This is a genomic window from Nocardia sp. NPDC004654 (assembly GCF_040609595.1).
Lineage (GTDB): Bacteria > Actinomycetota > Actinomycetes > Mycobacteriales > Mycobacteriaceae > Nocardia.
This window is the reverse complement of sequence record NZ_JBEXKI010000007.1, coordinates 258887-285820: the sequence shown is the minus strand read 5'-3', so window position 1 is coordinate 285820 and position 26934 is coordinate 258887. Positions and strand designations below refer to the sequence as shown.

Below are 26934 nucleotides of genomic sequence, written 5' to 3'. Positions count from 1 at the left end.
GCTGGTTCGTTAGCGTGGCGGAGTGGAACTGCGACAGTTGCGGTATTTCCTCGCGGTCGCCGAGGAGCGGAATCTCACGCGCGCCGCGGATGCGGTCGGGATCAGGCCGACATCGTTGAGTCAGCAGATCATCGCGCTCGAACGTGACCTCGGTACGGCGTTGTTCGTACGGGGTTCCGCCGGCATGACGCCGACTCGGGCGGGCGCGCGGCTCGCCGAACATGCTCGTGCCGTGTTGGATTCGGCTCGCCGAGCACGAGAGTCCGTGCGGGAAGCGCGGACTCCGCGCGTCGCCGTGACACCCGGTGCGCCGCCGTGGTCGGCTTCGGTGTTGTGGCGCGGGGTCGCCGAGCCGACCCTGGAGTTCCTCGACGCGCAGACCGCCGAACAGCTGCCCGCCCTGCGCGAAGGCTCGCTCGACATGGGCGTTCTGCTCTTGCCCACGGATCTGGCCGGACTGGATCATGTCGTGATCGCCGAGGCGCAGCTCGGCGTGATCGTGGCCGCCGGTCATCGGCTGGCCGAGCGTCACGCGGTGCGGTGGGCCGATCTGGACGGCAGCGCGCTGTCGTGGTTCGCGCGATCCGCGGCGCCGGGCTATCACGACGCGATCCGCGAGTCATGGCTCCGAGCGGGCTGGCAGCCCTCGGCGATCGGAGCCAGCGCACCGCGACGAGCACTGTTCGCGGCCGAGCTCGCGCACGGCGGGGATGTCGTCGCACTGCGACCGGCGTGGGACGTGCGTCCGGGCGACGGGTTGGTCTGGCTGCCTTTCGTCGAAGACTCGCCGTCCATCCGCTACGCGCTGGCCTGGAATCCGGCCGATTCGGCGGCCTCGCGATGGTGCCGGATGGTCGCCGACCTGGTGCGTGCGGAACGGCCGCACACCTCTGCGGTTCTACCTCGTGGACAGCGCGACCCGGCATCGGCTTCGCTGGGCTTCGATCGGGTCGCGCCTCGATAGGTCCGCGGCCGAAGCTCTAGGAGAGGCACGCACATGGCGCTGACCGCATGGGGATTCATCTACACCGCGGCAGGAAGCGATCCCGCAAACGAAACTGTCGTGGAGACGGCCGCTTGCCGGTCGGTGTTCGTCGGCGTCGATCACCCGGAGCAGGCCGTCGACGTGGCTCGCCGTTTGGTCGACGGCGGCGCCCAGCTGATCGAACTGTGCGGCGGGTTCGGTCCGGTATGGACGGCACGGGTGATCGAGGCGGTGCGCGGTGCGGTTCCGGTGGGCGCGGTGGCCTACGGCGCCGAGGCCGTCGACCAGGTGCACGCGATCTTCTCGTGACGGGTGTCTCTGCCGCGGATGCCCGATCGACGCGCTGGTCGGCCGCTCGCAGCGCGGATTCGGCGGCTTCGGCTCGAAGTGCCGCCCGCGGGTGGTAGACCGGACACCGTGCGGTTGCTGATCATCTCCGACACCCACATCCCGAAACGCGCGCGCGATCTGCCGGAATCCGTCTGGCGGGCGGTGGACGCCGCCGATGTCGTCGTGCACGCGGGCGACTGGGTCGAGGTGGCGCTGCTGGATCGGCTCGAAGCGCGCAGCAAGCGACTGATCGCCGTCTACGGCAACAACGACGGGCCCGAGCTGCGCGGCCGTCTCCCCGAGATCGCCCGCGCCGACCTCGATGGCCTGCGGCTGGCGGTCGTGCACGAGACCGGCCCGGCCACCGGCCGGGACACTCGCTGCGCCCGCGACTTCCCCGATACCGACGTCCTGGTGTTCGGCCACAGCCACATCCCGTGGGACACCGTCACCTCCACCGGCCTGCGCCTGCTCAACCCCGGCTCCCCCACCGACAAACGCCGCCAGCCCCACCACACCTACCTGACGGCCACCGTCACCTCGGGCGAGATCACCGAAGTCGAACTGCACACGATCCCACCCGCGCGCCGCGCTTAGCCCTCCCTAGGACGATTTCACCGAGTCCCCCAGTGGATCGCCCCGTGGCAGGAGCCGGGTCTCGATCCGTCGATGCCGGATACGACCATCGACGCGCTCGAGACGGGTCGCCACGGTCAGGTCACGCAGCGCACATCGGTTTCGACTGCGCGCACGTGTCCGAGGGCCGGTATCCGACCCTGGGCCGATACTGGTCGTATGACCTCCACGCTCGTGGATCCGGAATCGGTGCCGGTCGAGGTGCGGCCGTACCTGGAAGAGCTCGTGCGGCGCACCCGCGCCGTATGCGAACCGCATCTCGTCAGCGTGTTCGCGGTGGGGTCCATCGCGCTCGCGGACTATCGGCACGGGCGCAGCGACGTCGATGTGACGGTGGTGGCCGGTCCGGCTCTTCCCGGGCGGGCGGTGCGCCAGATGGCGAAAGTGCTCGCTCATCCCGCGCTGCCCTGTCCCGCCGCGGGGCTGGAATTGGTGATCTACGACTCCGAGTTCGCCAAGCGACCGTCCGTAGCGGCGGGATATTCGCTGAACCTCAACACCGGTCCGCTGCTGCCGAGCCGCGCCGACTTCGACCCGAAGCGATCCCCGGCGTTCTGGCATGTCATCGATCGCTCCATCGCCCACCAGTCCGGTCGGCTCCTCTACGGGAGTCCGGTACGCCAGGTCGTCGCGGCGCCGCACGACCGCGACCTCTACGCCGCGATCCTGGCCTCGGTCCGCGAGCACGCGGACGGGGTAGGTCATTTGAGCGACAACCAGGTCCTCAACGGCTGCCGCTCGGTCGCGTTCTGCCGCACCGGCCGCTGGCTGGCGAAGCGGAAGGCGGCGCGGCTGATAGCGCAGACCGAGGAAGCGTTCCGACCGCTCATCGAAGCCGCGCTGGACAGCTTCGAGCGCCCCCGCTCCGCGGCGGTCCCACTACCCGCCGCCGACGTGCGCACCTTCCTGTCCTGGGTCGCCGACCGCATCGAAATCGAGGCGATAGCCCGGTGAAAACAAGCGGCGGTCGTGATCCGAGCAAACGAAACGCGTGATCGTGCCGAAGTGATCCCACATCGAGGACACCGTCGCCGGGCCCGGAATAGACTGCGACTACCCCGACCGTCGGCAACGTTCTGGCAATCCAGCGAGGACGACGCACCGGTCGTCGGAATGCTTCCGGCGTTCGAAACGAAGGGCGCACAATGCCGCGCTACGTCAGTTCCGGCATATGAGCACGCCGCGAACCGCACTAGTCGTCGGCGCGGGCATCGCCGGGCTCACTGTGGCCCACCAGCTCGCGCACCGCGGCGTCGAGGTGACGGTGCTGGAAGCCGAGCGCGTCGGCGCGGGCGCCTCCCACGGCAACGCCGGGTGGGTGAACCCCGCGCAAACCGGCCCCTTCCCCGAGCCCGGACTGATGCGCGACGGGCTCCGGCATCTGCGCTCGCCCGAGTCGGCATCGCGGATCGCCGCCCGAGACTATCCGCGGCTGTTGCCCTGGCTGCTGTCCCTGGCCCGCCATTCCACCGCCCGCCGCTACGAACGCGGCGTCCTGGCGCTGGCCGAGCTGGGCAAGCGCTGCTTCCCGCTGCTGGACGAGCTCGCCGACGAAGACGTCGAATTCCGGCGCGTCGACGCGGGTCTGCTGGCCGTGGCCCGCGAGGCCGATGCCGTGCGGGCGTTCCGCCGCGCCCGCGAACCGTTCCGGGCCGCCGGGTTCTCGGTGCCGGAGACCATCCTCGGCGCCGACGCGCTCCATGAGCTGGAACCCGCGCTGTCGACGCTGGTCCGCCACGGCGTCGAACTGCGCGATCACGTTCAGATCGATCCGGGCGCGTTCGTCGCCGCTCTCGCCGCGCATCTCCGTGGCATCGGCGTGCGCATCGAGGAAGGAGTCACCGCCACCCGGTTGGGTACGCGCGCCGAGGTCGCGACCGGCGCGGGCCGTCGTCACGCCGATGTGGTGGTCGTCGCGACCGGAGCGAGTACCGCCCTGATCGGAAGACGGTTCCCGCTCATCGGCGGTCGCGGCTACAGCTTCGACGTCCCCGCCGCCACCGCGCTGCGCCGATCGGTGCTGTTGCTCGACGACCACATCGCCTGCGCACCGCTCGGCGACCGGCTGCGCATCGCCTCGGGCATGGACTTCGGGCCCTCGGCGCGGTTGAGCGCTCAGCGACTCGACCCCATCGCCCGCTGCGCGTCGGTCATGCTCGACGGCATCGATTGGACCGACCGGCAACGCGAGTGGAGCGGGCAACGACCACTGACACCGGACGGACTGCCGATCATCGACCTGCTGCCCGGCCACGCCGAAACCTACCTCGTCACAGGGTTTTCCATGCTCGGCATGACACTGGCCGCGCCCGCCGCCGAAGCCCTCACGCGCTACGTGATCGACGGCGTTCGCCCGCCGGTACTGACACCGTTTCGCGCCGACCGATTCCGGCGGCGCTGACCGTCCTTCTCGTCTGGAGGTACGCATGCTCGTCTCCGTCGAAGCCCAGCAAGTGCACGACAGCGCCACCGTCATCGACCTGCACGCCGACACTCCGAAGCTGATATCCCGCGGCTACGACTTCACCGTCCGCCATCGCCCGCGCTGGCCGATCAGCCGGTACGTCGGACATGTCGATCTGCCCCGCATGCGCGACGGCGGTCTCGCCGCGCAATGGTTCGGCATGTGGACGGCCCCCTACCCGCGCCGCGGCACCGCCGCCGACATCCACCGCCAGCTCGACGCGCTCGACGAAACCGCCCGCGCCCATCCCGACAGCTTCCGGCTGGCGACCACCGGCGACGACATCCGCCGGGCGCGCGCCGAGGGAATCAGCGTCGGGCTGCGCGGTATCGAGGGCGGCCAAGCGCTCGAGGGCGACCTCGACAACCTCGTCGCCTTCGCGCGGCGCGGCGTGCGCTACCTGGGGTTGCTGCACTTCAGTCGAAGCGAGATCGGTTGTCCCGCAATGGGTATCGGCCGTAGCCGGGAGGAAGGGTTGACCGGCTTCGGGTGCGAGGTCGTCGACGCGTGCGCCGAACTCGGCGTGCTGGTCGACCTCGCCCACATCAACCGCCCCGGCTTCTTCGACGCCATCGCCCGCGCCCACGGACCGGTCATCGTCTCGCACACCGGCGTGGCCGGAGTCCGGCCCATGTGGCGCAACATCGACGACGAACAAATCCGCGCCATCGCCGATACCGGCGGCGTCGTCGGTGTCATCTTCTCCCCCGCCTACCTCGGCGGCGAACTCGACGCGGTCGTCGATCACCTGCTGCACATCATCGATGTCGGCGGCCGCGAGACCGTCGCGCTCGGCTCGGACTGGGATGGCTTCATCAGACCCGCGCGCGGACTGGAAAGCCCCGCCCAGCTGCCGCGGCTCACCGACGCGCTGCTGCGCCGCGGCCTCGCCGCCGAGACGATCCACCTGCTCCTCGGTGGCAACGTGCTCCGCGTGCTCGACGTCATCTCCCCCAGCCACTGAACGAAGCCGATCCCAGCGCACGACCGAATCTCTGCCATGAGCACGAACGGCGATGCCGTGCGGGCAGACTCGGCGTGCGAATTGCTATAGAATTGCTGGAAAATTCGACGCGAGCCCGAACGCAGAGGGTGCGTCGAGGCCGCGGCCGGTGATGCGCACGGCCGCACGGTGGCGGCACGCGGAAATCGGCCGCTCGCGGAAATCCGATACGAGGGCGGCGCTCCATGACAGACGTCGACTATTGCGTGATTGGCGGGGGTTTCGCCGGACTGACAGCCGCGCTGCGGCTCAGCCAAGCGGGTCGGTCGGTGGTGGTGCTGGAGGCACGCGACCGGCTGGGCGGGCGCACGTTCACCGAAGCGCGCGCGGACGGGTCCTGGATCGATCGCGGCGGCGCCTGGATCGGGCCGGGTCAGGACCGGATCCACGCGCTGATGCACGAGTTCGGTGTCCCGAGCTACAAGCAGTACACCGACGGCGAGGCCATGATGGTGGTCGGCGGCAAACAACACCGCTACACGGGCACCATCCCGTGGACGATGAGTCCGTGGGCGGCGATGAACCTGGGCGCGGTGTTGCTCGAGCTGGGTCATATGTGCGGATCGGTTCCCCTCGAGAGTCCGTGGGCGGCGAAGAACGCGGGCAAATGGGATCGAATCAGCTTGGCGCAGTGGCTGGACAGCACTGTGGCGTCCAAACCGGCGCACGAACTCCTCGAGACCGCGATCGCCGGTTGCTACACCTCCGCCGCCGCCGAAGTGTCGCTGCTTTTCGTGCTGTACCAGATGGCGTCCGGCGGTGGGCCCGGCTTCGTCCTCGGCGTCGAGGACGGCGCCCAGGATGAGCGGCCGGTCGGCGGTATGGGCGCCGTCTACGGTCCGATGGCGGCCGCGATCGGCGATTCGATCCACCTGTCGCAGCCGGTGCGGCGCATCCAGCAGGACGCCGACGGAGTGACGGTGCGTTCCGACGACTCGACCGTGCGGGCACACCGGGCGATCGTCGCCGTCCCCTTGGCCATCGCGAGCCAAATCCTTTACGAGCCAATGCTTCCGGTCGATCGATCGTTCCTGCACCAGCGGATGCCGAGCGGCTCCATCATCAAGACCTCCGTCGTCTACGACCAACCGTTCTGGCGTAGCGACGGATTGTCGGGCCAGTCGGTCGCACCAGGATCGCCCGCGACCATCACCATCGATGCCTGCACGGACACGGGCCGACCCGGGATCCTGTGCGTCATCGCCGAGGGGCCTATCGCGCGGCGGATCGGCCGACTCGACGAAACCGAGCGGAGGGAAGCCATTCTGGACGCACTCGTCGAGCGGTTCGGCGCGAAGGCCCGCCCGCCCGTCGACTACCTCGAGCAGAACTGGAGCGTCGAACGCTACTCCGGCGGCGGCATGCTCAGCCACGCACCGACCGGTGTGCTGACCCAGTTCGGCCACGCCCTGCGCGCACCGTGCGGCCGCATCCACTGGGCCGGAACCGAGAGCTCCGCCGTCATGTGCGGATGGGTCGACGGCGCCGTCCGCTCGGGCGAGCGCGCCGCCACCGAAGTCATGGAACACGACACCGCGACCGCCGCGGGCAGCCCATTGCCTCGCTGATGCCCGACGGCGAAATCGCTACGCCTACTGCGGAATTCCCGCGTGGGCGGGTGGTTCGGTCTCGGTGAGCCCGGTCAGAGACCGCGGTAGCGGACCTAGGTGGAGGACGCCGAGCCGTTGGGTGGCGCGGGTGAGGGCGACGTAGAGTTCGGCCGCGCCGCGGGGGCCCTCGGCGAGGATTCGTTCCGGTTCCACGACGAGGACAGCGTCGAATTCCAGGCCTTTCGTCTCCGACGCGGGCACCGTACCCGGCACGCCGGGCGGCCCGATCACGATGCTGGTGCCTTCGCGACCGGCTTCGTCACGGACGAATTCCTCGATGGCGGTGGGCAGTTCGTCCGCGGCGACCTGCCTCGACCAGGGCTGGACGCCGCAGGCGCGCACCGATTCCGGGGGCTCGACCCCGGGTGCGAATTCGGCGAGCACCGCGGCGGCGACGGCCATGATCTCCGCCGGGGTGCGGTAGTTCACCGACAGCGACCGGTAGACCCACCGGCCGGGCACGTACGGCTCCAGCATCGCGTCCCACGAGGTCGCTCCGGCGGCCGACCGGCGTTGGGCGAGATCGCCGACCACCGTGAACGATCGGCCGGGACAGCGCCGAATCAACACCCGCCAGTCCATCTCGGACAGCTCCTGGGCCTCGTCCACCACGACGTGCCGGTAAGTCCAATCCCGGTCCGCCGCAGCGCGTTCGGCGAACTCGCGGGTGTCGCGTTCGAGAAACCGATCCGCGAGATCCTCGGCGTAGAGCATGTCCTGGGCGAGCAGATGGTCCTCGTCGTCCATCAGGTCTTCGCGGCTGATCATCAGGTCCAGCACGCCCGCGGCGTACGCCGCCTCGTCCTTGCGTTCCCGCTCGGCGTCCCCGTCGGCCGACTTGTCGCGACCGAGCAGGTCGACGAGTTCGTCGAGCAGCGGCACGTCCGATACCGTCCAGGCGTCGCCGTCGGCGCGCCACAGTGCTTGGTCCGCGCCCGCCGCGCGCAACCGTTCGGGGGACGAATAGAGCTCTGCGAGTAGCTTTTCCGGCGTCAGTATCGGCCAGAGTGCGTCGAGCGCCGCGGTGAACCTCTCGTCGTCCGCGAGTTCCGCCAGAAGGTCGGCCCGCAGCTGCTCCCACGCCTCGCGGTCGTCACGGGTCAACCAGCCCCGGCCGATCCGGGCGATCGCCCGCTCGGTGAGAACGTACGTGACGATCTCGCTGAACACCGCACGAGCCTGGTTGTGCGGCAATCCGCTCGCGCGCGCCTCCTCCCTGGCCCACTCCGCGGTCGGCGCGTCGATCCGCACCGTGACGTCCTGCAATGCGATCGGCAACGGATGCTCCGGCAGCCGCTGGCGATCGGCGACCGCCGCAGCGAGGACGTCCAGGATCTTCCGCGAGCCCTTCAGCCGCGCGACTTCCGGGGCGTCCTCGGCGGTGACGTGCAGACCGGGCACGAGATCGCCGGTGGTCGTGAACACCACATTGGATTCGCCGAGCGAGGGCAGGACGCGGCCGATGTGGGTCAAGAACGCCGGATTGGGCCCGACCACGAGCACACCGTGCCGTTCCATCCGCTCGCGCTGGGTGTAGAGCAGATACGCGACGCGGTGCAGCGCCACCACGGTCTTCCCGGTGCCCGGGCCGCCTTCGATCACCAACACACCAGGGTGATCTAGCCGGATGATCCGGTCCTGTTCGGCCTGGATCGTCGCCACGATGTCGCGCATCCCGGCACCGCGCGGCGCGTTCACCGCCGCGAGCAAGGCCGCGTCGCCGCGCTCGCCACCGCAGGGGCGACCAAGGACCTCGTCCGTGAAATCGACCAATCGCCTTCCGCGCGTGTGGAATTGGCGGCGACGGCGCATGTTCTCCGGATGCGCGGCGGTGGCGGTGTAGAACGCGCTCGACGCGGGCGCTCGCCAATCGAGCAACAGCGGTTCGAACTCGTTGGCCTCGTCGAACAGGCCGATCCGGCCGATGTAGAGACGTTCGCCCGAGAGGGAGTCCAACCGGCCGAAGCACAGCCCGTTGTCGGCCACGTCCAGCCGCCGCACCTCTTTGCCCAGCGCGCGCACCTCGAAATCCCGTTCCATCGGTGACACGCCGTTTCCCCGCAACGCCGCGCTGTAGCGGCCCTTCACTCGCGCGCGCTCGGCGTCGAGCCGCGCGTAGAGCCCGTCCACGTAGCTCCGCTCGGACCGCATTTCGTCTTCGTACCGCCGGGTCGACACTTGCCCCTCACTTTCGCTGGCTCGACGATTCCTCGGGTTCCCGTGGACGCCGGTCTTCTGCGACCCGGACGTCGACAACACACCGCGCACTTCGCGACACCCCATTTCCGCAGGTTCTGGCTTCGGCGGGCCATTGTGCGTGACGACCGGGGCCTTGCCGCAAGCCCCCCTGTGCGCTATATGTTGAAAGTGGAAAGGGGTGGGGACTGCTTTCCATTCATCGTCCGACGCGGTCGGGCAACCTCCTCACGAAGCCCTCGACCAGGTCATTTCCGCCAGAAGAAGTGGTGCACGATCCCGCTCGGGCGCGGAACCCGCTCCAGATGGAAACGGTCGGCGAGTTCGTCGGGACTCGTCCACAGTCGTTCGCCGCGACCGAGCTCGACCGGCGCGACGGCGAAGTGCATCCGGTCGATCAGGTCGGCTTCGAGGAACTCCCGGATCGTGGCGACCCCGCCGCCGATCCGCACGTCCTTGCCCTCGGCGGCCTCGAACGCCCGCGCGAGCGCGTCCTTGGGAGTCGCATCCAGGAAATGGAATGTGGTGTCCCCCAGCGTGATCGAGGGTCGCTCGTAGTGGGTGAGGACGAACACCGGTGTGCGGAACGGAGGCTCGTCGCCCCACCAGCCCTGCCAGTCGTAGTTCTCCCACGGTCCCCGCTGCGGACCGAACTTGCCCCGCCCCATGATCTCCGCGCCGATGTTGTTGCGGTAGTCGCGAGTGATGTAGTCGTCGAGGCCGTAGGTTCCCCCCGGCTCGGTCCGGGTGGGCCAGTGCGCTGTGGCGCCCGCCCAGGAGAAGAACGCACTCGGATCGGCGTGACCGAACGGACGCTCGAAGCTCTGCCCCTCGCCCGAACCGTATCCGTCGGCGGACACCATGAAGTTCTGCACGCGGACCATCTGTGTCATGGAAACTCCCCTTTCTGGTTGCAATATGCAATCGGTTAGGAACCTAACCTAGACTGATCCCGTGTCGCAACCAGTTGCCCATGACAAGCTGCCGGTGTCCCCGGGCAAATCGGGCTGCCCGATCAACATGACGGTCGAGCTTCTCGGCGACCGCTGGAGCTTGATCGTCCTGCGCGACATCGTGTTCGGCGGCAACACACACTTCCGCGAGCTGCTCACCGCGTCCATCGAAGGCATCGCGTCGAACATCCTCGCCAACCGCCTCGCCAAACTCGTCGCCGCGGGACTGCTCACCCGCCACGACGACCCGAGCCATCGCCAGAAGGTCGAATATCGCCTCACCGAGGCGGCGATCCAACTCGTCCCCGTCATGGCGCAGCTGGGCGCGTGGGGCGCACGTTGGCTGGACACGACGCCGGAACTGACCGTGCGAGCCGAGCTGCTGGCCGCGGGTGGCCCGCCACTCTGGGAACGATTCATGACCGAACTACGCGCCACCCACCTCCACGGCGCGCCGCCGCCCGCCGACGGGGTGCTCGCGGAGCTGACCGCCGCCTATCACGAATCGGCCGCGAAGGCGGGCTGACCGCAGCCGCGACCGGGCGGGTCAAGCGTCCCTGGTAGTCGGCAGGACCGCTGTCGAGGGCATGGATCTCAATCGACGAAGGCCGGGGGCTGCTCCGGCGCGTACCCGCCGCGCCGGAAGCGGTCCAACCCGTATTCGGTCCCGAGTTCGGAGCGCAGCCCCGGATTGCGCACGTAGAACACGAACAGGTGGTAAACCCGGGTCGGGTCGGTCTCGAGGTCCTTGTGGCCCATGTCGATGGTTCCGTAGCCGGTGTCGGCATCGCCGGTGACAAGCGTGGTCACGTTGGTGCCGCTACCGAATCTGAACCCTTCTCGGCGGTTTCGGGCGCCGACCGCCGAGATGTCCTGCCAGGCAACATTGGTCGGGCCATTGCCGTAATCGATCGCGACGTGCTGTGCCGTGAGCACGATACCGACGTTGCCGAGGACTTTGCGAGGTTTGTAGGTACCGAGGCCGAGGAGGATGGCGAACAAGGCGGGCAGGGCAATGAGGAAGAACAACGCGGCTCCGGTCGACCAGTCGTCGTTCAACGAGGCGATGAACTGCCACAGTCCGGCCCCGAGCAGAGCCACTCCGACCGCTACGGCTAGCAAGCTTCCGGTCGAGGAAGGACGCGGTACCGGCAGCACAAGTGCGGGCCCGGCATCGGTGACACCGATGTCAGCAGCCACCGGAGCGGTTCGAGGGAGTTCCGACCATCCCCACATCGTGAAAGAGGCGGCCAGGGGACCCAGTAGCGCGACCCCGAGGAGTCCGGCCCATCGATCCGATCCCGCACCTGTCACGACTGCCCAGATCACGCCCGCAACGATCGGCCACAAGACCAGCGCACACGCGAACGGCAGCACCGCATAGCGATACGCGCCGAACGCTTTTCGCTCCCAATCCGCTGGTAGCGGCAAGGCGGACGTACTACGGTATCTCCCCACCACGTCTCCTCTTGCGATCTCGCCCGGCCTACGCGGTCGCCGATCTGAGGGAAGCCTCGGTCGCCCCCTGCACGATCTGAATGAGTTTCGGCCACGTAGTCGGCGGCCTGCTTGGCTTGGCTGACGTTGCCGAGCGTCGATTCGACCGCGCTGGCGTGCGCGCGTACCTTTTCGGGATCGACGACGATGTCGTCACTGTTCCACATCATGTCCTCACTCCAACCGCGAACTCTTGCCCGCGACCGCGCGACTCAGGAGGTCGCGCGCAGGGATTCCGCGAGCACGCCCGCGAAGAAGCGGCTCAATGCCTTGTCGGACACCGGATTCCAGCCCGGCGCGACCTGCTTCATGTAGCGCTCCAGGTAGACGACCTGCTTACCGGCCAGGACCAGGTTGCGCGGGATGGTCATGCCGTGTTCGTCGGCGAGCGCGCGCAGTTCGGTGCCGACGTCGCCGAGCCGTAGCATGCCGACCGGCGCGTCGGCGTGCATGGCGACCGCGCGGATCCGGTCGGCCAACTGCTCGACGGGTGCCGAGGCGCTGAGCACACCGAGGCGCACCAGCGCGCGGGTCGCCGCGGTGAAATCGCCCAAGAGCAGAAGCGCGGCGATGCAGTGTTTGATCTGTAGACGCGTCGGCTCGTCGAGCTCGCCGACGATCCCGAAATCGATCAGCACGACCCCGCCGTCCCGGTCGATCAGAATGTTGCCCGCGTGCAGATCCCCGTGGAAGAACCCGCCTTTGAGCGCGGTGTGGAACAGCGAGAGGGTCAGCCTGCTCATGATCGACTCGCCGTCGAACGCCTCAGATTCGCCCGGCGCGGGCTCGATGATCGTCGTCCCCTCGATCAATTCCATGGTGAGCACCGAGCGCGACGACCACTCCGTGTACACCTCGGGCACCCGAACCTGCCCGGTGAAACCGGCGGCAGCCAGTTCCGCGGCCCACCGCCGCATCGCGTCCGCTTCCGCCGCGAGATCCAATTCCCGCGGCAGAAGCGTGGTGAACTCCTCGATGACGCCGGAGATGTTCCACCGGCGTCCCTCGGCGGTCCAGCCGAGTACGACCGCCGCGCAGCGCAGCAGCGTCACGTCGGCGGCGACGGTGTGCTCGATGCCAGGCCGGACGACCTTCACCGCTACGGAATGACCGGAGCTCGTCACCGCGCGGTGCACCTGCGCGATGGACCCGGACGCCAGCGGCTCGTCGTCGAACTCGGCGAACAACCGGCCCACCTCGACGCCCAGGCTCGCCTCGATGCGCCGCCGGATCAGCGCCACGTCCACCGGCGCGACCTGTTCGAGCAGCGGAGCGAAGTCCCGCGCGGCCGCCGTCCCGAAGACGCTCGGCGAGGACGCGACGAACTGTCCGAACTTCACGAAGATCGGCCCGAGCGCGACGAACGCGCCGGGCAGCTCGGCGACCAGCGCCGACCGGCGGCCGGTGCGCCGCCGCACCAGATCGCGTGCCAGCACGGGCGCGAGCACCCGGACGATGACCAGAACGCGGGCGGCGCCGCGCGCGACCGCCGTTATCCGAGTGAACACCACGGGCCCCTTTCCGAAACTATCGCTGTGCCAATGCTTCCGCGACCGTCGATCGCCCGGCGCCGTTCGAGCACCGCCAGAGACCCAGCGACGCTGCCGGTTCACACTCACCGCAACCCGTCGATGCGGCATCGGGACATCGAAACGTGAGTCAGTCGTGGTGGTAGCCGACGTCCAGTGGCCACCCCTGGCGTAGGTGGAGCGATAGAGCTTTAAACAGCTTGTGTTCCGATTCGGTGTTGTCGGGCAGTTGCAGGTGGAGCGCTTTCAAGAGATCGAAGCGGTGCAGTGCCACAACAGCGTTCACCAGTTCGCCGTATGTGCCGGCGGCGGCGATGGTCGCTCTATAGGCCAGCACGGTGAGAATGGCGGTTGCGAGCGCGACGGTGACCAGCCACCAGCCGGAAAGCAGGAAAGCGGATACCACGCCGAGCGAAGCGAACGCGACAGTGAAACGGCTAGCAGCGTCCAGTTGATCGCGGGCGTCGTCTGTGGTTGCGGCTGCGCGTTCGGGCAGCAGGCTGTGCAGATGTGGCCAGGCGACCACGATATCGAGGCCGTAACGATCTGCCGGACGGTCTTCGGCGGCTCGGAGCGTATTGCCGAGCCGGGTGGGCAAGAGACGTTCTCTGCTCGGCAGCCGGCTCATCGCGGCAGCCGCGGCGAGTAGCTTGCCGTTGTCGGCGCCGTCCGGATCGTGGGTTTGCTGACGTGCGTTCAGGTGGTTCCAGCGGAATGTCCAGACGGCTCGCATTGGCAGACCGATGATTTTCAGCGGGCCTCGGAGCAGCGGATGCCCTTCGAGCGCGCGGACCAGGGCGACCTGAAACGGCTGAAGCACCAGCACAGCGACCAAGACGCCCACCGCGACCAGCGTCCACTCGGTGGCGCTGAGCCCCTCGAAGGTCTTGACCAAGTGCTGACGGCTCGGCGGATGATTCGGCGCGCCGGCGGCAAGTTGCACGGCGACGCCCAGCACAACGACAAGTGCCGGGAGTGCTCCGACAACAGTGAGTCGACGACCCAGATTCTGGCCGAGGCCAGGCAAACTCGCGGCTGTCATCGGGCTTCGGCCACCATGGGATCCGAGTGAACCGGGCAGCGGGGTAGCTCTGGCGCGTACAAGACGAGGCCGAGTCGCCGGGTACAGCCGGGCTGCGGACAGTGCAGGGCGACAACTTCCCAGCGAGGCTGGCCCGGCAGCACCGCACGTCCCGCCAAATCGGCATCGCGCCGCAGATACTGCGGTGGCGGCGGCAATGTATACGCCGCTTCGCGGGACAGGACACCGAGAACCGCGCCACTGTGATGAACCAGAACCGACGTACGTTCGTCGTCGTCGTCGAAGTACGTCAATGCAGAGGCGACCGCTGGGTCAGCGTCGGCGTCGGCGTCGACGATGATGGTCGGCACCTGTTCGCCGGGTTCGGCCGTACGGTCGAGTTGCGCCATCAGCGCTGCCAGCGTGATCATCGAGGGTCCTCCGGAAGGAATACAGATCCCACGCTGCCCTGACAGATATACGCAGCCCAATACGCCGGGTGCGGGTAGCGTCGGCGCAACGTCTTACGTGCGGTGTCGAGCGCGATCGGTGGTGGTTCGCCTGTCCTCAACCGGGTGTAGAAATCGGTCATCAGCTCGGTGGACTGCCGGTCCGGGACCTTCCATAGTGTCATCACCAGGCACCTGGCACCGGCGAGCGTGACAGCCCTGCGCAGTCCGAACACCCCTTCCCCAACGTGTGAATCGCCATGGGCTGTATCGCAGGCGGACAACACAACCAGCTTGGTCCCGGTGAGGTCCATATCCGCCAAGTCCGCTGCGGTGAGGACACCGTTGCCGGCGGTCGGCGGAAGGTCCTGGCCCGCCAGCCAAGAGTTGGCTCCCGCCAAGGCCAGACCTGACCGCAGCATCGGATCGTTCACGCCCTCGCCGGACAACCGCTTGAACTCGTCCTTCGGGCCGACCTCGACGAACTCGATGGGGGTGGACAAGATGCCGTCGAGCGCGACGAGCTGACGTTGTACATCCGCCGCGGTGATCGTCATACCCTTGGCGAACTGTTCGGGGCGCAGCACCGGTGGCGGGACGGCGCTCGAGAAAAAGCCGTGCGTGGCCAGGTGAAGCACCAACGGACTACGGGCGCTGAGTACCCCTGCTTTGACCGCGTCTGCCCCTGTCACCGGCGTGACCTCGAGTAGCGCACCGACCTTCTCGCCCTCGGTATACGCCCCGGGAAGCGGGGCGAATGGCCCAGTCGTGTCGGATGACGCCAGCAGATCGAAATCAGGGGCGGCTATGACCATCGGCTCGGTGTGCGATGACGAAGCTGTGCCACGCATCAAGTCCTGACTCGCGGATACATAGGACACCAACCAGCGATCCATCACATGCCCGCCCTCGCCCAACGGCAGTGCCTCGAACGGCAGTCGGGTCAGTTCGCCGTCCGGGGAAAGCATCAGATGCTCTACACCGTCCAGATGAGGCGCCAGTGGTTCGATGAGTGCGCGGCGTAATTCGGCAGGATCGTCCGTCTCTGCCTGCTGGCCACTGAGTTCCCGGACGGAGCCGTCGACGAGCCGGTCGATCACATCACCGTCGGACAGATCGACAACCACGGTACTGGTTCGATCGCGCAAGATGATCGCCGCGTAGCGCGTTCCGCGCCGCATGCCTGCCTCGCTGCGGTCCTCGGAGTGGAAGTCGTATACCGTGAAACGGCGAAACTCTACGAGCGCGGCCTGTGACGGGATTGCAGAGATGAGCTCGCTGAGCGGCACACCGAACAGGTCCGACTCGCTCACATGGGGTGCCCGAGTGGCGATCTCCGCCTCTATAGCCTCCAGCTGTCGGCGACCGGCGAACAGCCGATCCTCATGCTCCTTCTCATGTCCGAGTGCAGGCCCTGCCAGCTGCCACGCTCCAATCGTCGCGCGCAATTCAGCTGCTTCCTGGGCAAGTGCGGCTACCAATGGATCGGCGTCGGACTTGCGTGCGGCACGATCGATCAACGATCTTGCCGCGCGAGTGGTGAGGCCTTTGCGTCGCAGTGCTGCGCTGGCGACGATGGCAGCTGCCGTCGGATCGCCAGACAGCTCGGCGAACACCAGGGACAGCATCTGGTCCACTCGGAACCGTGACGCGCTCGCCGCCGCGAGCCACTGGCGCTGCGACCCACGGCTGAACACTTCGATCAGCCAGCGGTCGTCCAGGGCCAGAGCCTCGTCGAAGGTCGTGAGTGCCTCGACGGCACGACCGGTCGAGGCATACAGCTCAGCAAGATTGGCGAGCAACTTGCTCAGCCCGTCCTTGTTGTCGGGCAAGGTACGCAGCAGGGCGATGGCCTCTACTAGCCGTTGTTCGCAGTCTTGGTCCCGTCGCAGACGATAGTCCAGCCGGGCAAGGCCGTTCAGGACAGCGACGCGTTCGGACGGACCTGCGTCGGTGGGCTGCGCCGCAACGACCTCACGGAGAGCAGCTGTCGCTTCCTCGTACCGGCCGCCCATTTCATAGAGCGCACCCAACGAGATCAACACCGGTGCGCACTGCTCCGAAGACGCCGCCGAACTGCGCAGCACCTTCAACGCGTGCTGATAGTTGCGTTCCGCATGGTCGAAGTGCCCCATCGAGTGGTAGACCTGCCCGATCATGTGCACAGCACGGGCAACGCCATAGCGGTCGCCGGTGCGGTTGAACAAGTCCATCGCGGACTGCAGCACGTACTCGGCTTCAGGCAGGTCCTGAGCGCGGATCAGCCGAATACCTAGATTCAACAGCTCATTGGCCGCGGCCGTTCCACTCGCTTCCTCACTCAGCCAGACGGGTTCGCTGGACGCCTCCATGTGCTCGCGCACCAAGCCGTGTGCCCGTATCAGCTGCTCTGTCGCACCTGCGAGATCTCCGAAACGCTGCATCAGGTTGCCGATTTGCAGCAGCGCCCCGATCTCCAGCGGGCGCCTTACTTCCGGCGAGAGCTGTGATGCGTAGTGCATAGTCCGCTGCCAGTGTTCTTCGGCCTTGTCGCCAGACTGGAGACGGGCGGCCAGCATTCCTGCCAGAAAGTGACTTTGGGCGCGTAGAGACGCGTCCGCCGTCGGATCTGGTTGGCCCGGTCCCACGCTTGTGGCCAGCTCGGTGTACAGCTCGAGAGCCCGCTCGAACTCGCGGGCATCCATCGCCACGTCCGCCGCATCGAACAACGCCCGCAATAACTCCGGATGACGGGGCGGCACCAACTCGCGCCAGCCTCGCACGATATAGTCCGCGAACGCCGCGGCCCGCTTGTTGTCGCCCAGTTTCTGGGCGACAATCAGCACGGTGGTCGCGCGTTCGAGCACGACCTCATCATCGCCTCGGATTGCTCTGATGTTCTCCCACCCAGTCGTGGCGAGAACCAGCGCGGCGGCGAACTCCTCCCTACCAATGCATTCGCCCAACAGCTCGTCATTTGCGCGTAGCAGATCGACGTGCAGTGCTTCGACGCACGCTTTCCGCAGAACCTCGGCGGCCGCCCTGTAGGCACCTTGCGCTCGAAGGTTCCCCGCTTCCAGCAACGCTGCCGTACGGATCTCGTCCAACCTGCCAATCTCCTCGTCCCCTGGCGGGAGTCGCGGCTAGTAACGGGGCGACACTATCTCAGGAATACCGTCTGCGTCTTCGGGCTTGCCCTGTCTGTCGCCAGACACCCTGCGGGATACATGCTCGGATCGGCGGAGACCGGATCACCGACGCTGGGGGTACTCACGCGCAGCGGCGGCGAGGTAAGGGTGCGGCCGCCGAGGAGATCGACCGGCTCATCGGCGACACGCTACGCCCACTCGAGGACTCGGCCACGCCGCAGGCGGTTCCGGTCTCGACACCCAGCAGCCCCAGCCTGCGTGGGATCGTCGTCGGCGGGCGGGCCATTGCGACGATGGATCCCGACGGCGGCAATGTCGTCGAGCTCGCCACCGGTGGGAACGGTCCCACGTTCTCCCCCGACGGCACGAAGATTCTCTACACCCGCAATCCCGCACCCGAAACCGGAGCCGAGATCTGGGTGACGAACGCCGATGGCACTGCCGCGCAACGGATTTCCGATCCGGGGCAGACCGCGCGGCATCCCAGCTGGGGGGGAGGCGGTGCGGCGAGCTAGCCGACGATGTAGCCGGTGTAGACGCCACCTTCGCAGATTCGCCCGACCACCACTCCACCGCCATCGACGCACACCCGAGCGTCGATCGCGGTGTGGTCACCCTCCCATTCGTCCCCCTCGGCCGCCGAGCCACCGATCCCCAAACCGGTCGCCAGCGCAACCCCCGCCACCACGAGCGCGATCCGTACCGTGCCGATCATCACCGATCCTCCTGTCCCCACCGGGTCGTCATCGCCGCGCACAGTACCGCGTCCCCGAACCGGCGACCAGCCCGAAGTTACTGGGCTACAACTACATACCACCGAAAGCGACAATCACTGCTTCACTCGCCCCGCACCCGATGGACCGCGCCAAACGGCGGCACAGGTGCGGGCGTGCTGCCGTGTCGGGGCTCGTCGCTAATCTGCCTGGCATGGTCAGCCCCGATACGGCAGTGCGTCGTCTGCTGCAAGAGACAGGAAAATTGCTACAGCCGTACGGGTTTCACGGCAGCGAGCCCACGTGGACCCGCGTCGCGCCGGGCGGAGTCGCTTCCGTCGGTCGCACCCGCGTCTCCCGCACATGGACCGACGGACAGCAGGTTCTCGGATTCGGCTTGACCATGAACGCCACGCCCACCGCCTGGTGGGAGTACTGCAACTGGCGCAACGCCCGACTGGGCCTACCGCCCGTTCCCCTGGATGCGGCCACCGGTCCCGACCTGGTCGGCACCGACTCCCTACCCGACGGACTGACCGAGCCGTGGACCCTGCGGCTCGACCCGGCACAGGCAGGCCGCCAAGCGCTGCAATCCGACATCGACACCATCCGCGCCGAACTTCCGCGCCGCGTTCACGCCTACGCGCGCAGAGCATTACGGCTACTGGAACCGGACAGCTACCTCGACGAACTCCTGGCCCGACCCGATCGGCAGGCGCCGACCTTGGCGGCGATAGTCGTCCTGCTCGCCGACCACGGACCGGGGCCGCGACTCGATGACGCCATACATCAACTCCGCGAGTGCGTCTCGGACCGGGCCGACTACGCGGCGGACGTCTTCGCCTACGCGCGAACCCGCCTCGACCGGCGGCCGGTCGCGTAACGGACGCGGGCGGTCCGCCGCACCACGGGATGCGGCGGACCGGAACCCTAGGACGCTTCGGGCGGCTGGTAAGTGACCTCTCGCGCGACCGCTTGGTCGACCTGTTCCGGGGTCAGCAGCGTCACGGTGTGCGAGATCGCCGCACCGGAGGCCGCGGTGCGAATGGCGAGCGCCGCGGCCGAAACCTCGTCCGGAGCGTCACCGATCACGAACAGATCGTCCTCGCCGAAAGCGAAATAGCAGACCTCCACATGGCCGCCCACGCTCTCGACCATTTCCGTGATGGCCGCTCGGCGGGCGGTGCCGCCCTGCGCGAGCAGGCCGCGTGCCCCATCCTCGGAGTAGCTGACCCGCCACAGGTACTTCGGCATTTCGTGTCGCCTCCTTCTCGCGGAACGATCTCGGGCAGACCCGACCCTACGGTCTCCCCCAGCGCCAGGCGGGCACTCCGCGAACGACGTCGCGGCAATGATGCGGCACCGTGACAGTGGCGATATTGCGTGTTGCCGTTCCTATGGCGCGCTGGCTACCTCACAGAGCGGAGCGGCCCGCCCGCGCGCTGGCAAACGAGCTTCTGGTCGCCATTTCCTTCAGCACGACCGCGACGCGTCCGCCGAAGGACACGTCACGAACGGTGTCGTCGGCACGGGTCAACTGAGTGACCGCGTCCTTGCGTGGCAAACTCTGTGACAGCGCGGCGCAGCGACCTGCGACACCGAATGGGCGCAGGGCCGGGTCAGGCGCTCATGGCCGGTGTTCGAATCCGGCGGCTTGCGTGGCTTCGTCGGCCACCCGGACGCCATAGTGGTAAGCGAGTTTGCCGCCGAGCCAGCCGGAGACGCCCAGGGCGGCCAGGCTCACCACCGACAGCACCAGCGGGCCGGCTTTCACCGCTCCCGTCGGATCGGATCCGCGCCACAGGAAACCGATTGCGAAAGCGACCGTCACGGCGAGGTTCAGGCCCATGTGCAGCAAGCCCGTGCGGAACGCGGCGGTGCCGGTGGGAATCGCCAGCAGATCCAGCAAGCCGATCGTGGCGGCGGCCAAGGCGCCGAGCACACCGATGGCGATCAGCCAGCGCGCTCCCTCGGCCAGGAACTCGGGGTCGTCGACGACGTGGGAGCCGATGTCGAAGATCAGGCTCGCCACCCACGCCCCGATGGGAACCGTGACGAGAATGGGATGGAACGGATGCCCGTACGGCCCCGCGAGGACCGCGCTGACGGGTCGTTTGGCCTGCTGCGAATCACTGTGCACGACAACCTCCGTTGTAGATCGACCACCCGCACGACAGCACCGATCGCCTCGCCCCCGATGCCTGGAACCACCCGATGGCACCGCCCGGCTGCACACCGGGTATTTCGCCGGTGTGCAGCACTGGGCGGATGCGTCACCGGTTCGGCCCTCCATCAGGATCGAGAACATCGGCCGAAGTCCAGCCCGACAGCGCACCCGTTACCCGCTTACCCACTCTCGGGAGAAATCGCATCGGAGGCCAATCGTGTGACGTTTGCCGTCGATCACGAGTGCTATCCGGTAACTGCGATTTGCTGTCGAAAGCCACAACCACGCATCGTCGGGGCCGTCGAAGGAGAGAACCATGGCTGGTCTAGTGCGCCGGAGTTTCGAATCCCCGGAGGAAACTCGTCCTTTCGAACAGGACAAAGGCAGAGTCGATCTCGTCAACATGGAACAAGGGCCGGTGGGCAGGGCGGTGTTCGAACCGGGTTGGCGGTGGTCGGAGCACGTCAAGCCGATTGCCCAGACCGACAGCTGCCAGTCGGCCCACATCGGCTACTGCGTCTCTGGTCGCATGGTGGTGGCCATGGACAACGGCGAGCAAGAGGAATACGGCCCCGGCGACTTCATGATCGTCCCGCCCGGCCACGACGCGTGGACCGTGGGCGACGAACCCTGCGTCATGCTCGACTGGCAGGGCTTCGCCGACTACGCGAAGCGGCCATAACGACGAGCTGAAAGCTTCAGCAGCTCACGTCCACGTGGGTGGCGCTGGCGAACGAGACATGCACGTGGTCGTAGTGATTGGCGGTCGGGCTCCCGCGGTTCTCCATGTACGACCAACCGTTGCCGTCGTTGTATCGCTGCCGCCAGATCACATAGGTCACGCCTAAACGCTGCCGATTGGCCAGCACGAATTCGGCGATCGCGTCGCCGTGTGCGAAATCGGAGGTCATCAAATCCAGCGCCAGGCCGGCGCCGTGGTCGCCGTCCCAACGGCCGACGGCGCCGCCGACCTCGCTGACGCCGAACGTCTTCTTGAGCATGTTGCCCACCTGCGCCACATGCGGCCGCGTGCCGACGAGTTCCGTCGAGCATGGGACGAACGGAGGCGGGTGCTGTACGGCCATCTTTTCCGTCAGGGGTGGCAGCTCGGCCGCGATCGCCGCCCCCGCCAGCGGAGCTGCCGACGGCCCGGTGGTCGAGGCCGCGCCGGATTCGGCAGCGGCGGCCGACGGCGAATCGACCGCGGCGACCGGCTGAGCGACCGGGCTCAGCCGGACCGTCACCCCCAGCACAACGGCGGCGGTCGCCACGCTGCCACACACAGCCGAAGGGATGAGCTTCGAAGCTGCGGTCCGTTTTCGATGTTGACCAGGCATGATGTCGATCACCGGCTAGCGTGTCGGGGACAAGATCACCAATAGATTACGAAACGGTCGCGGAAAAGTCACGTCGTACGGAGGCGGACGGACCGCCCGGGCGTGTCGCCGCCGGATCACGCGGAGCGAATCACACTGGCCCCGAGGCCTTTCCGCATAGTCGTAGCGCGACCACAGTCGGCAGTTGTGAGAGTGCGGCGCCTAACGGACACGCCCGCCATCCGCATCCCGCTCAAACCATTACTCGCGCCTGAGCCGTGGCACCGAGCATCCGGGAGATCCCCCGACCTGCCGCATGCAGAGCCGGAACCGCCGTCCGGGCCGACGCGTCGTTGGGAACGACGACCGACAGCGCCGCCACGATCCGCCCGCCCGCCGCGCGGACCGGTACCGCGATGCCGGTGGCGCACTCGTCGACGAACCCGGGGCAGTAGGCCAAGCCGGTGCGCCGGATCTCGCCCAGCGTCGCGCGCAGCAGATCGGGACTGGTGATGGTGTATGGCGTCAGCGCACGCAGCGGACCCGACAGCACCGATTCCTGCAACTCACGAGGTCCATGCGCGAGTAGAACCAACCCGCTCGAGGTCGCGTGGAGCGGGAGCCGCCCGGCGACGCGGACCCGGTTGCGGACGGCTTGCGGCGCGGCGAGCCGTTCGATGTAGAGCACCTCACGGTCCTGTAGCACGCCCAGTTGCACGTTGTGCCCGACGACAGCATGCAGATCGGCCATGACCGGATAGGCCGCGTCGTGCAGGCCGAGAGTCGGCGCGGCGCGGGAGGCGAGTTCCCACATCCGGACGCCGACGCACACCCGGCGCTGCGCGTCCCGTCGCAGCCAGCCGTAGTCGATCAGCTCGTTGACGAGGCGCGAGGCGGTCGCCAGCGGCAGATCGCTGCGTTGGGCCAGTTCGGAGAGGGTCACGGCCCGATGATCGGGGCCGAACGCCTCGTAGATACGCACCACACGCGACAGCAAGGATTCACCGCTCGAGGATCGGGCCATGCTGCCGCCTCCGTTCGCTCAATCATCAGCTTTACTGATATAGATGAGATGTGTACCACTCCGAGACCACCGAGGTCAATGCCGTGACAACCGCCATCGACCTCGACGCGATCACCGCCATCGATGTCCACACGCACATCCACGCCGACGACTGCGGCAACCTCGCCCTCGACACCGAGTTGATGACCGCGGCCGAGGCGTACTTCAAGACCGATACCCCGCCGCGGCCGACGGTCGACGAGCTCGCCGCCCGCTACCGCGCCGCGCGCATGGCCGCCGTCGTCTTCACCGTCGACGCCGAGGCCGCGACCGGGCATCCGGCTCTGCCGAACGAGGAACTCGCCGCGGCCGCCGCGGCCCACCGCGACGTGCTGATCCCGTTCGCCTCGATCGACCCCGCGCGCGGGCTCGCCGGGGTACGCGCGGCCCGCCGGCTGGTCACCGAATTCGGGGTGCGCGGATTCAAATTCCATCCGAGTCTGCAGGGCTTCGCACCCAACGACCGCAACGCCTATCCGCTGTTCGCCGAAATCGAAAGCCTCGGCGTCCCCGCCCTTTTCCATACCGGCCAGACCGGTATCGGCGCGGGATTACCGGGTGGGCGCGGGATCAAACTGGGCTATTCCGACCCGATGCTGCTCGACGACGTCGCCGCCGATTTCCCGGACCTGACCGTCATCATGGCCCACCCGTCGGTGCCGTGGCAGGACGCCGCCATCTCGGTCGCGACCCACAAGGCCAATGTCTACATCGACCTGTCCGGCTGGTCGCCGAAGTACTTCCCGGCGCAGCTGGTGCGCGCGATCCGCGGCCAGCTCGCACGCAAGGTGCTGTTCGGTTCCGACTTCCCGATGATCACCCCCGAGCGCTGGATCCGCGACTTCGCCCAGCTCGAGATCGATTCGGCTCTACTGCCGGACATCATGAAAGGCAATGCGATCCGAGCGCTTCGCCTGCGTTGACCGCGGGTTCACAGCAGCACAGCGCACTGTGACCCAGTTCTCATTGAATGAAAAGATCCGTTGAGCGTGCTCCCGCTGTCGCCTTTCCTGATCGGCATTCAGTCACCTTTTCGAACAGGAGCGGGTTGATGCACAACCAGCCCACAGAAATCAGCAAACCGATCACTCCGGCCGCGGCCAAACAGGCCGCGACCGCGAGTTTCATCGGCACCGCGATCGAGTGGTACGACTTCTTTCTCTACGGAGCCGCGGCGGCGCTGATTTTCGGGCCGCAGTTCTTCCCGTCGAGCAATCCGGCGATCAGCCAGCTGGGCGCGTTCGCCAGTTTCGCGGTCGGCTTCCTGACGCGCCCGCTCGGCGGTGTCATCGCGGGGCATTTCGGTGACCGGATCGGCCGCAAGCGCGTGCTGTTGATGTCGCTGCTGCTGATGGGCGGCTCGACGGTGCTGGTCGGCCTGCTGCCCAACTACGCCCAGATCGGCGTGGCCGCACCGATCCTGCTGTTCATCCTCCGCCTGCTGCAGGGTCTGGCCGTGGGTGCGGAATGGGGTGGGGCCGCGCTGATGTCGGTCGAGAACGCGCCCCCCGGACGCAAGACGTTCTACGGCGCGGCCACCCAGCTCGGTGTGCCCGCAGGCGCGATCATCGCCTACTCGACGATGCTGCTGCTCTCGGCGGTCACCGGCGACGCGTTCAACGACTGGGGCTGGCGGATCGCCTTCGTGGCCAGTATCGCCCTCGTCCTCTACGGTTTGCGGCTGCGCCGCCAACTGGCCGAAAGCCCGCTGTTCGCCAAGGAATCCGCGCACGGCAAGACCGCGCGCGCACCGATCGTGGAGGTGCTGCGCCGCTATCCGCTCGGTGTGCTCGTCGCGCTCTTCGCCTCCGCCGCCAGCCCCGCCGTCGGCTACATCGTGCTGACGTTCATCCTGTCCTACGGCACGAAAGAGGTCGGCTACACACGTAATTCGCTGCTGGTCGTGGTGATCGTGGTGAGCGCCGTGCAGTTCGTCGCGATGCTGGTGCTGTCGGCCATGGCCGATCGCTGGGGCCGGAACAAGCTGATGGTCGTCGGTTCGGTCTTCCAGGCCATCGCCGCGCTGATCTTCTTCCCGATCTTCGATTCCGGCGTCGTCGCGCTCGCGATTCTGGCCTGTTCGATCGCGTTGATCGCCCAGACGACGCAGTACGCGCCGTTGCCCGCGCTGATCGCCGACCTGTTCCCGACCAGAGTGCGCTACAGCGGATCCTCGATCGGCTACCAGTTCGGCGCCATCCTCGGCGGCTCGCTCTCGCCGATCATCGCCACCGCCATCTTCACCGGTACCGGCAGTTCGTTGCTGATCGGTGTGTATCTGGCGGTCCTGACCGTGGTGTCGGGCATCGCGATCGCGATCGCGCACCTGCCCGCGTTGCAGGCGCGCGAGCCCGAAGCCGAGACCGCAGTCGGTTCGGTACCGGTCAACTCGTGAGATCGCGCCGCGCGAAGCGGCCGAAGCAGGCGCTGCCGGAGACATCCCCAGCGCCTCGATTTCCCATCGGAACAGGAAGTTCGAGAACTGTCGTGATTCGTAGTAAAGCTGTGCTGACCGGCGGCAGTGTCGCCGCCGCCGTCGCCGCCGGGCTGCTCGCCACCGGCCCGGCCGTCGCCGATACCTTCGTGCCGTTGCCGGATGGTTCGAAGCAGGGTCCGGGCGTCACGGTGACGCGCACCGGAGAGCACGCGGTGATCTCACCGTCGCTGGCCGCCAACGGCGCGGGCCGGGTGGTCTGGGTATCGGGCAATGCCACCGCGGATGTCTCGGTCACGCCCGAGGGCGAAGTCGGCCCGAACAACGGTCCGGCCGACATCCCGGGGTCGAACAATTCGTCCACCCACGGCGCGTCGCAGCTGAACACCGGGTACCTCGTCGGTTGCCAGGTGAGTATCGCCGAGGACGCGATCGGCGCGGGCGTGTCGGGTGGGATCAGCACCGGCGGAGTCAGTGCCGGTGGGTCCATCGGGGTCGACGTCGGTCCGGGTGAGGTGAAGTTCGTCCAGATCGACTACAAGGACATTCCGAAGCCGGGTGTGTACTCGGTCGAATACCAGGACGCCGAGATCGAGATCCAGGGCTGCGCGGGTTACGCCCAGGCGCGCGCCTACACCGTCGTCGAGATCATCGGCGACCACTACTCCAAGACAACGCTGTACGGCGCGCCGTTCAGCATCGGCTGAGATGTCGAAGCACCGTCCTGAATTCATCTCTCGCATCAGCGAATTCGACATCAATCGAAGGTAATTGTGATGTTCAACCGTAAGAATCTGTTTCGCCTGAGCAGTGCGGCGACGGCGGTCACGCTCGGTCTGCTCGCGACCGGCTCGGCCGAGGCCGACACGTTCGTTGCGCTCCCCGGCGGGGAACTGGTGAAGACCCTCTCCGACGGCACCGTCGTCACCGTGCGTTTGGTCGGCGAGTCGGCCACCATCAGTCCCTCGCTCGGTTCCACGCCGCTGCACCGCAATGCCTGGGTGTCCGGCAGCGCACAGGTCGAGGTGGCGGGTGCGGGCGCCGACGGTGGGCTCATCCTGCCCGGGTATGTGGTCGGGTGCCAGGTCGACATCGCCGGCGGTGGCGTATCGGGTGGCGTCGACGGTTCGGTGAGCGGTGAAGGCCAAGGGTCTGTGGGCGCGAACACCGGCGGCGAACTGTCGCTGGGCCCGGGCCGGGCCACCTCGTTCCACATTCTCGATCGGGAGAAGGCCGACGATTTCGGCGCCGAGTCGCACAAGCCGTACAACGTCTTCGGCGGCACGAGCGGGTCGGTCACCTGGGCGGACCAGACCATCGGGCTGTCCGGCTGTGGCGGGTACGCGCAAGCACGGGCTTTCGTGAGTGTCGAGGTCGTCACCGAGAGCGTCACCAGCTGGGTGACCCTGTGGGGGCAGCCCTTCAGCCTCGGCTGAGTTC

The 26934-nt window shown here is 67.6% G+C and carries 27 protein-coding genes; 15 read left to right on the top strand and 12 right to left on the bottom strand.

All coding sequences use genetic code 11. The features are described 5' to 3' along the window. Window positions 1-22: 22 nt before the first annotated feature. The 7 genes from ABZV58_RS24525 (at window position 23) to ABZV58_RS24495 (ending at window position 6986) form a co-directional block, all read left to right on the top strand. A complete protein-coding gene (locus ABZV58_RS24525; protein WP_355002485.1) occupies window positions 23-964 on the top strand; it encodes a LysR family transcriptional regulator in 942 nt (313 codons plus the stop codon). A 33-nt stretch (window positions 965-997) separates the two neighbouring features. Next, window positions 998-1294: a DUF6506 family protein gene (locus ABZV58_RS24520; protein WP_355002484.1), complete on the top strand. Its 297-nt coding sequence runs from the start codon at window positions 998-1000 to the stop codon at window positions 1292-1294. 108 nt (window positions 1295-1402) lie between these two features. Then, window positions 1403-1912 (top strand): metallophosphoesterase, encoded by a 510-nt coding sequence (locus ABZV58_RS24515; RefSeq protein ID WP_355002483.1) that lies wholly within the window; start codon window positions 1403-1405, stop codon window positions 1910-1912. A 198-nt stretch (window positions 1913-2110) separates the two neighbouring features. Next, entirely contained in the window at window positions 2111-2905 is a 795-nt protein-coding gene (locus tag ABZV58_RS24510) for an aminoglycoside adenylyltransferase domain-containing protein (RefSeq protein WP_355002482.1), read from the top strand. Between the two features lie 217 nt (window positions 2906-3122). Next, entirely contained in the window at window positions 3123-4352 is a 1230-nt protein-coding gene (locus ABZV58_RS24505; protein WP_355002481.1) for an FAD-dependent oxidoreductase, read from the top strand. 25 nt (window positions 4353-4377) lie between these two features. Beyond that, the gene (locus ABZV58_RS24500) at window positions 4378-5379 is read left to right on the top strand and encodes a dipeptidase (RefSeq protein WP_355002480.1); all 1002 of its coding nucleotides are present in this window, start codon (window positions 4378-4380) and stop codon (window positions 5377-5379) included. 224 nt (window positions 5380-5603) lie between these two features. Further along, window positions 5604-6986: an FAD-dependent oxidoreductase gene (locus tag ABZV58_RS24495; RefSeq protein ID WP_355002479.1), complete on the top strand. Its 1383-nt coding sequence runs from the start codon at window positions 5604-5606 to the stop codon at window positions 6984-6986. Between the two features lie 24 nt (window positions 6987-7010). On the opposite strand, the gene helR is transcribed toward ABZV58_RS24495, so the two are convergent. Together helR and ABZV58_RS24485 are read right to left on the bottom strand one after the other, a co-directional pair. Next, window positions 7011-9206 (bottom strand): RNA polymerase recycling motor ATPase HelR, encoded by a 2196-nt coding sequence (gene helR / locus ABZV58_RS24490; protein WP_355002478.1) that lies wholly within the window; start codon window positions 9204-9206, stop codon window positions 7011-7013. A 266-nt stretch (window positions 9207-9472) separates the two neighbouring features. Beyond that, window positions 9473-10117, bottom strand: a complete 645-nt coding sequence (locus ABZV58_RS24485) for a dihydrofolate reductase family protein (protein WP_355002477.1) — start codon at window positions 10115-10117, stop codon at window positions 9473-9475. Window positions 10118-10178: 61 nt separating this feature from the next. On the opposite strand from ABZV58_RS24485, the gene ABZV58_RS24480 reads away from it, so the two are divergent. Then, window positions 10179-10703 (top strand): helix-turn-helix domain-containing protein, encoded by a 525-nt coding sequence (locus ABZV58_RS24480; RefSeq protein ID WP_355002476.1) that lies wholly within the window; start codon window positions 10179-10181, stop codon window positions 10701-10703. A 68-nt stretch (window positions 10704-10771) separates the two neighbouring features. Here the strand turns inward: ABZV58_RS24480 and ABZV58_RS24475 are convergent, their stop codons facing one another. The 5 genes from ABZV58_RS24475 to ABZV58_RS24455 form a co-directional block, all read right to left on the bottom strand. Continuing rightward, window positions 10772-11278 (bottom strand): hypothetical protein, encoded by a 507-nt coding sequence (locus tag ABZV58_RS24475; protein WP_355002475.1) that lies wholly within the window; start codon window positions 11276-11278, stop codon window positions 10772-10774. Between the two features lie 608 nt (window positions 11279-11886). Continuing rightward, on the bottom strand, window positions 11887-13182 hold the full coding sequence (locus ABZV58_RS24470; RefSeq protein WP_355002474.1) for an AarF/UbiB family protein: 1296 nt from the start codon (window positions 13180-13182) through the stop codon (window positions 11887-11889). A gap of 151 nt (window positions 13183-13333) precedes the next feature. Further along, window positions 13334-14245, bottom strand: a complete 912-nt coding sequence (locus ABZV58_RS24465) for a hypothetical protein (RefSeq protein WP_355002473.1) — start codon at window positions 14243-14245, stop codon at window positions 13334-13336. After that, window positions 14242-14655 (bottom strand): hypothetical protein, encoded by a 414-nt coding sequence (locus ABZV58_RS24460; protein ID WP_355002472.1) that lies wholly within the window; start codon window positions 14653-14655, stop codon window positions 14242-14244. The genes ABZV58_RS24465 and ABZV58_RS24460 overlap by 4 nt, the downstream gene beginning before the upstream one ends. Then, a complete protein-coding gene (locus tag ABZV58_RS24455) occupies window positions 14652-17759 on the bottom strand; it encodes a CHAT domain-containing tetratricopeptide repeat protein (protein WP_355002471.1) in 3108 nt (1035 codons plus the stop codon). Before ABZV58_RS24455 ends, ABZV58_RS24460 begins: the two co-directional genes overlap by 4 nt. Before the next feature lie 335 nt (window positions 17760-18094). On the opposite strand from ABZV58_RS24455, the gene ABZV58_RS24450 reads away from it, so the two are divergent. Next, window positions 18095-18316 (top strand): hypothetical protein, encoded by a 222-nt coding sequence (locus tag ABZV58_RS24450; protein ID WP_355002470.1) that lies wholly within the window; start codon window positions 18095-18097, stop codon window positions 18314-18316. On the opposite strand, the gene ABZV58_RS24445 is transcribed toward ABZV58_RS24450, so the two are convergent. Beyond that, a complete protein-coding gene (locus tag ABZV58_RS24445; RefSeq protein WP_355002469.1) occupies window positions 18313-18516 on the bottom strand; it encodes a hypothetical protein in 204 nt (67 codons plus the stop codon). The genes ABZV58_RS24450 and ABZV58_RS24445 overlap by 4 nt on opposite strands. 212 nt (window positions 18517-18728) lie before the next feature. Between ABZV58_RS24445 and ABZV58_RS24440 the strand changes: the two genes are divergently transcribed. After that, window positions 18729-19397 (top strand): hypothetical protein, encoded by a 669-nt coding sequence (locus tag ABZV58_RS24440; RefSeq protein ID WP_355002468.1) that lies wholly within the window; start codon window positions 18729-18731, stop codon window positions 19395-19397. Window positions 19398-19444: 47 nt separating this feature from the next. Here ABZV58_RS24440 and ABZV58_RS24435 read toward each other — a convergent pair whose 3' ends face one another. Further along, the gene (locus ABZV58_RS24435) at window positions 19445-19768 is read right to left on the bottom strand and encodes a GYD domain-containing protein (protein ID WP_355002467.1); all 324 of its coding nucleotides are present in this window, start codon (window positions 19766-19768) and stop codon (window positions 19445-19447) included. 373 nt (window positions 19769-20141) lie between these two features. Continuing rightward, window positions 20142-20654, bottom strand: coding sequence for a DUF2231 domain-containing protein (locus ABZV58_RS24430; protein WP_355002466.1), 513 nt, complete (start codon window positions 20652-20654; stop codon window positions 20142-20144). 343 nt (window positions 20655-20997) lie between these two features. Between ABZV58_RS24430 and ABZV58_RS24425 the strand changes: the two genes are divergently transcribed. Further along, on the top strand, window positions 20998-21363 hold the full coding sequence (locus ABZV58_RS24425) for a cupin domain-containing protein (protein ID WP_355002465.1): 366 nt from the start codon (window positions 20998-21000) through the stop codon (window positions 21361-21363). A gap of 16 nt (window positions 21364-21379) precedes the next feature. Here the strand turns inward: ABZV58_RS24425 and ABZV58_RS24420 are convergent, their stop codons facing one another. After that, complete coding sequence (locus ABZV58_RS24420; protein ID WP_355002464.1) at window positions 21380-22030, bottom strand: hypothetical protein; 651 nt, start codon at window positions 22028-22030, stop codon at window positions 21380-21382. Window positions 22031-22250: 220 nt separating this feature from the next. Next, entirely contained in the window at window positions 22251-23021 is a 771-nt protein-coding gene (locus tag ABZV58_RS24415) for an IclR family transcriptional regulator (protein ID WP_355002463.1), read from the bottom strand. Between the two features lie 83 nt (window positions 23022-23104). Here ABZV58_RS24415 and ABZV58_RS24410 point away from each other — a divergent pair, with 83 nt between their 5' ends. From ABZV58_RS24410 to ABZV58_RS24395, 4 genes are all read left to right on the top strand, one after another. Further along, the gene (locus ABZV58_RS24410; RefSeq protein ID WP_355002462.1) at window positions 23105-23983 is read left to right on the top strand and encodes an amidohydrolase family protein; all 879 of its coding nucleotides are present in this window, start codon (window positions 23105-23107) and stop codon (window positions 23981-23983) included. Window positions 23984-24111: 128 nt separating this feature from the next. Next, window positions 24112-25455 carry an MFS transporter gene (locus tag ABZV58_RS24405; protein WP_355002461.1) on the top strand — a complete coding sequence of 448 codons (1344 nt, stop codon included), beginning with the start codon at window positions 24112-24114 and terminating at the stop codon, window positions 25453-25455. A 95-nt stretch (window positions 25456-25550) separates the two neighbouring features. Next, window positions 25551-26201 carry an MspA family porin gene (locus ABZV58_RS24400; RefSeq protein ID WP_355002664.1) on the top strand — a complete coding sequence of 217 codons (651 nt, stop codon included), beginning with the start codon at window positions 25551-25553 and terminating at the stop codon, window positions 26199-26201. 69 nt (window positions 26202-26270) lie between these two features. Then, window positions 26271-26930 carry an MspA family porin gene (locus ABZV58_RS24395; protein ID WP_355002460.1) on the top strand — a complete coding sequence of 220 codons (660 nt, stop codon included), beginning with the start codon at window positions 26271-26273 and terminating at the stop codon, window positions 26928-26930. Window positions 26931-26934 lie beyond the last annotated feature (4 nt).

Coding starts and splice junctions, on each gene's coding strand:
- ABZV58_RS24520 (WP_355002484.1), top strand. CDS start 998: ATGGCGCTGACCGCATGGGGATTCATCTACACCGCGGCAGGAAGCGAT.
- ABZV58_RS24485 (WP_355002477.1), bottom strand. CDS start 10,117: ATGACACAGATGGTCCGCGTGCAGAACTTCATGGTGTCCGCCGACGGA.
- ABZV58_RS24425 (WP_355002465.1), top strand. CDS start 20,998: ATGGCTGGTCTAGTGCGCCGGAGTTTCGAATCCCCGGAGGAAACTCGT.
- ABZV58_RS24415 (WP_355002463.1), bottom strand. CDS start 23,021: ATGGCCCGATCCTCGAGCGGTGAATCCTTGCTGTCGCGTGTGGTGCGT.
- ABZV58_RS24405 (WP_355002461.1), top strand. CDS start 24,112: ATGCACAACCAGCCCACAGAAATCAGCAAACCGATCACTCCGGCCGCG.
- ABZV58_RS24500 (WP_355002480.1), top strand. CDS start 4,378: ATGCTCGTCTCCGTCGAAGCCCAGCAAGTGCACGACAGCGCCACCGTC.
- ABZV58_RS24395 (WP_355002460.1), top strand. CDS start 26,271: ATGTTCAACCGTAAGAATCTGTTTCGCCTGAGCAGTGCGGCGACGGCG.
- ABZV58_RS24460 (WP_355002472.1), bottom strand. CDS start 14,655: ATGATCACGCTGGCAGCGCTGATGGCGCAACTCGACCGTACGGCCGAA.
- ABZV58_RS24510 (WP_355002482.1), top strand. CDS start 2,111: ATGACCTCCACGCTCGTGGATCCGGAATCGGTGCCGGTCGAGGTGCGG.
- ABZV58_RS24465 (WP_355002473.1), bottom strand. CDS start 14,245: ATGACAGCCGCGAGTTTGCCTGGCCTCGGCCAGAATCTGGGTCGTCGA.
- ABZV58_RS24505 (WP_355002481.1), top strand. CDS start 3,123: ATGAGCACGCCGCGAACCGCACTAGTCGTCGGCGCGGGCATCGCCGGG.
- ABZV58_RS24445 (WP_355002469.1), bottom strand. CDS start 18,516: ATGATCGGCACGGTACGGATCGCGCTCGTGGTGGCGGGGGTTGCGCTG.
- ABZV58_RS24440 (WP_355002468.1), top strand. CDS start 18,729: ATGGTCAGCCCCGATACGGCAGTGCGTCGTCTGCTGCAAGAGACAGGA.
- ABZV58_RS24450 (WP_355002470.1), top strand. CDS start 18,095: ATGGATCCCGACGGCGGCAATGTCGTCGAGCTCGCCACCGGTGGGAAC.
- ABZV58_RS24435 (WP_355002467.1), bottom strand. CDS start 19,768: ATGCCGAAGTACCTGTGGCGGGTCAGCTACTCCGAGGATGGGGCACGC.
- ABZV58_RS24495 (WP_355002479.1), top strand. CDS start 5,604: ATGACAGACGTCGACTATTGCGTGATTGGCGGGGGTTTCGCCGGACTG.